This window comes from Streptomyces otsuchiensis, from assembly GCF_004305975.1.
GTDB classification, from domain to species: domain Bacteria; phylum Actinomycetota; class Actinomycetes; order Streptomycetales; family Streptomycetaceae; genus Streptomyces; species Streptomyces otsuchiensis.
In genome coordinates this window covers 1-7,760 of sequence record NZ_BHZI01000269.1, presented here as the reverse complement: position 1 = coordinate 7,760, position 7,760 = coordinate 1, and the positions used below count along the sequence as shown (strand labels likewise).

Here is a 7,760-nt window from a genome sequence, read left to right as displayed (position 1 = left end):
GAGGGGGTATTGGTCGGGGAGGCCGTCATCTCGGGGTCCTTGGGTGTGCGCGGTCGCGTCGGAGGGTGTTCGGCGCGGATGTTCAGGTACGGCGTCGTCGTGGCGTCAGGGTGTCGTGGCGTCGCGGTGTCGCGGTGTCGTGGCGTCGCGGTGTCGTGGCGTCGCGGTGTCGTGGCGACTAGGGGCGGTCCGCCAACGGGGACGCCTGGTGGACCAGCTGTGCCGACCGGTTGCCGAGTTTCCGGTGCATCAGCAGCGCCCGGCCCTTGGGCCGCTTCGCCGGCCTGACGCCCCAGATCGGCGTCTCGTCACGCGGCACGCTCAGCAGCGCGGCGGGGAAGTTCAGCTCCTTCATCCGGCTGAGCACCGGGTCGGCGACGGCGCGCGAGGCACCGCCCGCCTGGCGGGTGATGTAGAGGTGCAGGCCGATACCGCGGGCCTGCGGCAGGTAGTCCAGGAGCAGCCGCAGCGGGTTCCCGGCGGAGGTGGAGACCAGGTCGTAGTCGTCGACCAGCAGGTAGATCTCCGCTCCCGTCCACCAGGTGCGGTCCCTCAGCTGCTCCGGGGTGACGTCCGGGCCGGGGAGCCGCTTCTTCAGCCCTTGGGCGATACCGCCGACGATCTCCATCGACCGCTCGTGGCCGGTGGAGTAACCCAGCAGGCTCGGCCCGTCGAACTCCCGCAGCAGCGACATCCGGTGGTCCAGGATGATCAGCTTCGCTTCCTCCGGGGTGTGACGGTCCACCACCTGCCGGGCGACGGAGCGCAGCAGCGCGGTCTTGCCGGACTCGGTGTCGCCGATGACGATCATTCCCGCGTCCTCGCCCGGGGTGAAGACGACCGGTTCCAGGCGGTTGCCCTCCAGGCCGACCACGACACCACGGCGGCGGTCGTCGGACGGCACCATGGCCAGGTCCAGGCGCGGCGGCAGCATCCGGACCGGCGGGGCCTGCTCGCCCGGCCACTCCTCGCCGACACGACGCACCAGATGGCTGACGCCCTCGGCCAGTCCCTCGTCGGTGCGGCGGCCGTCGACGCGGGGCACCGCCGTGAGGAAGTGCAGCTTGTCGGAGGTGAGTCCGCGTCCGGGCTTGCCGGTGGGGATGGTGCGCTGCAACTTGCGGTCCACCTCGGAGTCCAGGGCGTCACCGAGCTTCAGCTCGACCTTGGTGCCCATGAGGTCGCGCATCGCCATCCGCAGGTCCATCCAGCGGTTGCCGGTGACGACGAGGTGGATGCCGTAGGTCAGCATCCGGCCCGCGACCGCGAGCAGGTGGCCCTCCAGCGCTTCGAAGCTCTGCCGCAGCACCTGCCAGCCGTCGACCACCAGGAAGACGTCACCGAACGGGTCGTCCAGGTACTCGCCCCGGGCGCGCGCGGCGCGGTAGGTCGCCATGGAGTCCACGCCCAGCTCGCGGAAGCGCGCCTCGCGGTTCTCCATGATCTCCAGCACCTCGGCGACGGTGCGGTTGACGCTCTCGGCGTCGGTGCGGCCCGCGACCCCGCCGACGTGCGGGAGCTTGGCCAGTGGGAAGAGCGTGCCGCTGAAGTCCAGGCAGTAGAACTGGACTTCCTGCGGGGTGTGGCGCAGCGCCAGGGAGGTCACCAGCGCCCGCACCGCCGTCGACTTGCCGGAGTGCGGTCCGCCGATGACGGCGGTGTGCCCGCCGGCGCCGGAGAGGTCCAGCTCCAGCGCATCGCGGCGCTGGTGGAACGGCTTGTCGACGATACCGAGCAGCGCGGTGAGCGACGGGCGGCTCGGGGACGCTCCGAAGCCCCGGCCGTCGCGGACCATGAGGTCGCCGAAGAGCACGTCCATGGAGTCCGGCTCCTCCAGCGGCGGCATCCACACCTGGTGCGCCTGCGGGCCCTGGCCGGTCATCTGCTCGACCATGACGCCCAGCACCGTGCTGCCCAGCTCCTCGCCCTCCCCGAACTCGTCAGCCTCACGGACCGGTTCGGGCTCGGGCGCCCGCTGCTCATCGGGCACCGGCACATAGCCGGCGGGAAACGGCCGGACGGCGAGGGCGCCGCCGAGCCCTCCGGCGCTCTCCCCGTCGTCGGAACGGTAGGGGCCCGAGACGTAGGCGGCGCGGAACCGCTTGAGGTTGCCGGTGTCGGTCTTGAGGAAGCCGTGGCCCGGCGCGCTCGGCAGATGGTGGGCGTCGCCCACGCCGATCGCCGCCCGGCTCTCCTGCTCGGAGAAGGTCCGCAGGCCGATGCGGTAGGAGAGGTGGGCCTCCAGTCCGCGCAGCCGCCCCTCGTCCAGCCGCTGGGAGGCCAGCAGTAGATGCAGGCCCAGCGAGCGGCCGAGGCGGCCGATCTGGACGAAGAGGTCCGCGAAGTCCGGCTTCTGGGAGAGCAGTTCGGAGAACTCGTCCACCACGATGAACAGGCTGGGCAGGGGCGGGAGACCGGCGCCGCGCTGCCGCGCGCGCTCGTAGTCACGGATGGAGACCAGGTTGCCGGCGTCACGCAGCACCTCCTGGCGGCGGTTCATCTCACCGGACAGCGCCTCCTTCATCCGGTCCACCAGGCTGAGGTTGTCCTCCAGGTTGGTGATGACCGCGGCGACGTGCGGGAGTTCGGCCATGCCCGCGAAGGTCGCGCCGCCCTTGAAGTCCACCAGCACCAGGTTCAGCTGGTCGGAGGAGTGGGTGGCGGCCATTCCGAGGACCAGGGTGCGCAGCAGCTCCGACTTGCCGGAGCCGGTGGCGCCGACCAGGAGACCGTGCGGCCCCATGCCGTTCTGCGCGGACTCCTTGATGTCGAGATCCAGCAGGCCGCCGTCGGCCGAGACGCCGATCGGGACACGCAGCCGGTCCCGCATCGGTCGGGAGCGCCAGAGGGTGTCCAGGTCCAGGCGGCCCGGGTCGGCGATCGCGAGCAGGGAGGGCAGGGTGTTGTCGGCGGTGGCGAGGTCCTCGACGTCCCCGACCGTGGTGGCGACCTCCGGCCGCAGATGCGCCAGCTGCTCGGCCAGCGCCGCCGTCTCCGGCACCGACAGGCCGTCCGCCTCGCCGAGTTCGTCACTCGACTCCCCGGCCAGCACCGACAGCGTGCCGAACTCGGCCACCTCCAGCCGGACGCCGTGCGTACCGGTGAGCGCGGCCGCGTGCCCGCCGACGTCCAGCACGGTGACGCCCTGGAGACCGTTGGGGTCGAGCAGCGCCTCGGTACCCAGCACCACGCCGCCGTCGACCACGACCAGCAGCTGCGGCAGTTCGGGGTCGGGCGCCGCGTTGCGGTTGAACCGGGTGCGCCTGGTCAGCTCGGCCCCGAGCCACTCCTCCAGCACCGACAGGCTGGAGTGCATCATCCGCACCGGGCCGGCGTTGTCGTTCTCCTCCGGATGGTGGATGTGCGGCAGCCACTTGGCCCAGCCCCACTCCTCCCCCTCGATGTCACGGGTGCACACCAGCAGCCGCAGGTTGGTCGGCGAGTGGAAGGTGACCGCGTGCGCGACGATCGCCCGGAAGAAGGCGCGCGCGGCGTCGGACCCGGGCTCTTCGGGAGTACAGGAGACCGAGGCGAACCGGCGCAGGGCGAGCTGGACCGGCAGGCCGGGGACGACCGAGTGCGCGTCGATGAAGCGCTTGAGCGCCACCGAGGCCAGCGGGTCCAGATCCTCGGCCGGCGCCGACTCCCCCGGTACGAGCGGCGTCGCCAGGTAGCGCGGACCACTGCCGACCCGCACCACGCCGAAGTCGTCGTCGGAGGCGCGCCGTTCCCACAGCCGGGGACTGGCCGCCACCGTCCACAGGCCACCGGGCGGCGGGGCGCTCCACTCCAGCGCCTCCCGCTGGGCGCGGGCCGTCTCCCGCACATCGACGCGGGTGCGCTCCAGATACCGCAGGTACTGCCGACGCTCCTGCCGCGCCTTGGACTTGGCGTTGCCCTTCTGCCGGATGACGCTGCCGACCACCATCGCGATGCAGGAGACCAGGAACATGCCACCGATGGCGTAGCCGATCGCGCCACGGTCCATGGTGAGCATGTACAGCACGGAGCCGAGCCCGGAGACGGCGGGCAGCGCCACCATCCAGACGTTGGCGTCCTCCGGCTCCGGCAGCTCCGGCGGCGCCTTGAGCACCAGCTCATCCTGCGGCACAGCGGGACGCGCCACCCGCTGCGGGCGACGGAAGACTGTGGTGGGGGTGGTCACTTTCTCATGCCTCACTGTGGGACCGGATTCTACGAGAGATCACTTCTCGTAACGCAACCAGTCGGCCTTACCCGTGTAGTCGTCGAGTTCCAGGAGGTCCTGCCACTCGTTCAGATCACGATTGGACAGAGGAATGGAGTTTCCCTCTTCGTAGTAATCAATCAACGACGCAGGATTAGGGAGACCGGGGTCACTGGGAATACCCCCTCCATGCAGGTCTTCGTAGTTTTCTTCGAACGCCGCACGGCGATCATCCGACAAACCACCGGAACTGTACGCATCATACGCACCAGCAACGACAGCGTGACGCGCGATCTCCTCCTGTGCGAACTGCGTTGTTCGGGCGTGCTGCTCGAGCGCGCTTTCTTTATCGGAACTAGGCGCCCCGTATGCGGCTTTCACAACATCCGAAGCGGTGTTGTAAACATTGGTCGCCGTGTCACCATCAATGAATCTCCCACCTGCACCCAGAGCAGTGGTGAAGAACTTATGCACAAGCTCATCCTGCTTCGCCTTGTGATCGGAGAAGTGAGAGATTGTCGCCCTTTCACCCTCACTCAACGCCTGCGAGAGATTGTGAATCGACTCGAACGTATTGGTGACTTCCCCCGTCGCCTCAGTCGCGAAGAAATCGGCCGCGAGTTCACGCTGCTTTTCGTTCACTCCCTCCTTGAAGGTGAGATTCAGATCGCCATCAAGCAGCGCTACTCCCGTGAAGATGTCATCCCGATTACCCCATGCCGTTCCGCCGTCGAAGCCGTACATCGAATCGAGCTCCTGAAGCGCGAGCCCCGAGAATGCCTCCTGGAATCCACGCAGATCAGTCGGGTGCTGGAGCAGGTCGGCCGGGCTGTGCCCGAGGAGGGGCGCACCCCAGTCCCCGTCCAAGCGGGACAGATCCTCAGCGTAGAAGTCGATCACCTCGCGGGCGATGCCGCTGTCCTGTTGCCCAGCGACAAGCATCACGGCACCCGCGCCAGTACTGTCGGCCCACGGCCCCGCTAGCAGCGTCTCCTTGTCGTCGGGGTTCCTCATCAGTGCGAGGGAGACATCCGAGTTGAGGGAAACAGAGTGCAGAAGCCCACTGCTACCAGTGTTCTCCCAAGCCGGGCTACTGAAGTGGCCATCCTTATGAAGGAACACTCGATCGTTGTTGAGTTCCTCGACGCGTCGCTGGACGGACAGCGCGGCATCAGCCTGCAGTTCAGCGAACGCGTCACCGGGAGGAACGGTTGCATGACCCATGAGGCCACCGAAGCCATTGAAGCGCTCAAGATCCTCGATCTCTTCAAGCTTTTCGTCATAGCGGTACATGAACTCCGCAATGGAGTCCGGCATTTGTATATAGCGGTCACTGCGCCCTGGCTCGATTCCACCCACCGCAGGGTCCAGCATGATGTTGATGCTGTTGGCAACACTGGTCGAAATGGCGTCGAATCGGCCCTGGAGGTCCTCGCTCACCTCCAAGTTGCCCAACCGTGCGAGATCATCCGCGCTCAGACTCTCGTAGAGTTCACGGAGGTATCTGGACTCCGATGCCGACATCTGGCCGATCGGATTGCCGTTCTCGTCGTACAGGTCAGCCGCGATGGCTCCGAGGAATCCGGACACGCGCTCCAGACTGGCGACAGCATCCGCGTCGTCGGGGTTCTCCTCGAGCGCTTCTACAGCTTCGTTCAGAGCCTGTGCGTGGTACTCGGCCATCTCCGGTGTGTGCCAGATGCCCAGAGGGCTGTCGGCCATGTCGTAGCCGTTGTCGGTGAGCTCCGCGCCGTAGGTGGTCAGGGTGGAGCGGTAGCTCTCGATATGCCCGTCGATGGCTGCAGCGGTGGCTTCGGCGTCCTCAACCGCCGCGTCCAGGTGGTGCTGCCGAATGGTCACGATAATATCGTCGGGCAAACTGAAGACACCGGTCGGCTCCTCGTGGGCGAGCTGCCGTGCCGGGTTCGCCGCACTGGACCCATCCGGCTTAAGGAGCACCACCGGCTCTGGGACGGCCATGTCGTTGTACTCATCGACACCATTCTGGAGCGCCGTGAACCAGAGGTTCAGTTCGTCCACGGCGGCCTGGCGGTGGTCGGCCACCTTGGTGTTGAGGCTGCCGTGCGCGTAGATCTCGTCGTCCACCTCCTGCACGGTGTCCTCCGCCAGGGTCACGGTCTTGCCGAGGATGTCGACGGTCGACTCCAGCTCGGGGGTGGCGAGGTTGCCCTTCGTCTCCGCCAGGCGTCCTTCGGCGTCGGCGAGGTCGTCCGAGTTGAACTGGGCCGCGCCCTGGTGCTCCTCGGTGGCGAGTTCGGCGAGTTCCTCGGCGCTGCCCGCCTCCTCCGCCGCCATCGCGTAGGAGAGTGCGGCCTCGGCGATGTCCTCGACATCGACCTCGTCGACGAAGTCGTCCCGGAGCTCCCATGGGTCCTGGGAGGCCGCGGCCTTGACGTCCTCGTTGTCGAAGTGGACACCCTGCGTCACGCTTGCTCCTGCGGCTTGCTACCGGGCCGCGGGCGGGAAGCCGGCGGCGGATCGTGGTGAGTGCGCCGTCCCTCCGAAAAGGGGCGCCACGCGGTCAGATGGCGTCCGCGACGCCCTGGTCGGGGGCGTTCGCCCCACGGATGATGGCGGAGGACTGCCCATCGAGGTCGTGCGAGAACCCGGCGGCACCGTGGTCGCCGTCCCCCATGACCTCGCGCCCTTCCGACGCCGCCTCGGCGCCTCGGGCGTGCACGTCGCGGGCGCCGTTCAGTGCGCCCACGAACTCGGTCGCGCCGCCGTAGCTGGCTGGCGTGGCGTTGACGCGGCTCACCGCGCGGTGGGCCTCCTCGGCGGCGCCGGCAGCGGTGTAGCTGCTGCGTCCCGCCGACTCCAGGCCGTCGGAATCCACCCACAGACCGTCGTTCATCTCTCGCTCCCCTGTGTGCTGTGCGGCTCGGGCTACTCGCCGAGCACGCCGCCGGTGGCGCGGCGGTCGGACTCCCAGACCGAGCGGTTCTCAGTCAGGTCGTTGGTGCCCTTCTCCCGCTTGCGGTCCTTGCCGGCCCGCGCCGAGGTCGGGGCCGGAGCCGGGCTGCCGCCGAGTTGGTGGCGGGCGGCGGCCGCCGCGCGGGCTCCGTGGGCGGACCCGCCGGGGCCCGCCGTGAAGGAGCGCGCGCCACCGGAAGACGGCGTGACCGGGCGCGCCGTGGTGTTGCGGGCGGTGGGCGAACCAGCGCGTCCCGCGCCGGTGTTGCCGCCCGCGGGCGGGGCGAAGCCCCGGGCGCCCTGGGCCAGCGGTGCCCCGGCGCGCGCCGCCGCCGCCGAACGGGCGGAAGAGGATGCCTTGGCCCCCGACGATCCGGGCGCGGGCCCGGCCGCCCGCTGCCCGGCACCGGCGCCACCGGCGCCGGCCGTGCGCCCGCCCTGGCCGCTCCCCGGCGGCGGGGTGAAGGGCCGGCCGCCCTGCGCCGACTCGTGCGTGGCGAAGCGGGAGGCGACTCCGGCCCGGTGGCGGAGGTTGCGGGCCGCCTGGTTCATCATCTGGCCGCGTGCCGGGCCGGAGTTGCCGACGCTGGGCGGCATCGTCCCCCCGTACATCCCCGCCATGCCCGCCCCCGCGCCGACG

Annotated in this window: 3 protein-coding genes and 1 pseudogene; all 4 read right to left on the bottom strand. The window is 69.3% G+C overall.

What is annotated here, in order from left to right; genetic code table 11:
• Window positions 1-178: 178 nt before the first annotated feature.
• Window positions 179-4,165 carry a type VII secretion protein EccCa gene (eccCa, locus tag E0D90_RS21145; RefSeq protein WP_130799662.1) on the bottom strand — a complete coding sequence of 1,329 codons (3,987 nt, stop codon included), beginning with the start codon at window positions 4,163-4,165 and terminating at the stop codon, window positions 179-181.
• A gap of 39 nt (window positions 4,166-4,204) precedes the next feature.
• Complete coding sequence (locus tag E0D90_RS21140) at window positions 4,205-6,634, bottom strand: hypothetical protein (RefSeq protein ID WP_130799661.1); 2,430 nt, start codon at window positions 6,632-6,634, stop codon at window positions 4,205-4,207.
• A 94-nt stretch (window positions 6,635-6,728) separates the two neighbouring features.
• Window positions 6,729-7,061, bottom strand: a complete 333-nt coding sequence (locus E0D90_RS21135) for a hypothetical protein (RefSeq protein ID WP_157996903.1) — start codon at window positions 7,059-7,061, stop codon at window positions 6,729-6,731.
• Window positions 7,062-7,093: 32 nt separating this feature from the next.
• Window positions 7,094-7,760, bottom strand: a pseudogene (locus tag E0D90_RS21130) (hypothetical protein); the annotation flags it as partial.

Coding starts and splice junctions, on each gene's coding strand:
- E0D90_RS21135 (WP_157996903.1), bottom strand. CDS start 7,061: ATGAACGACGGTCTGTGGGTGGATTCCGACGGCCTGGAGTCGGCGGGA.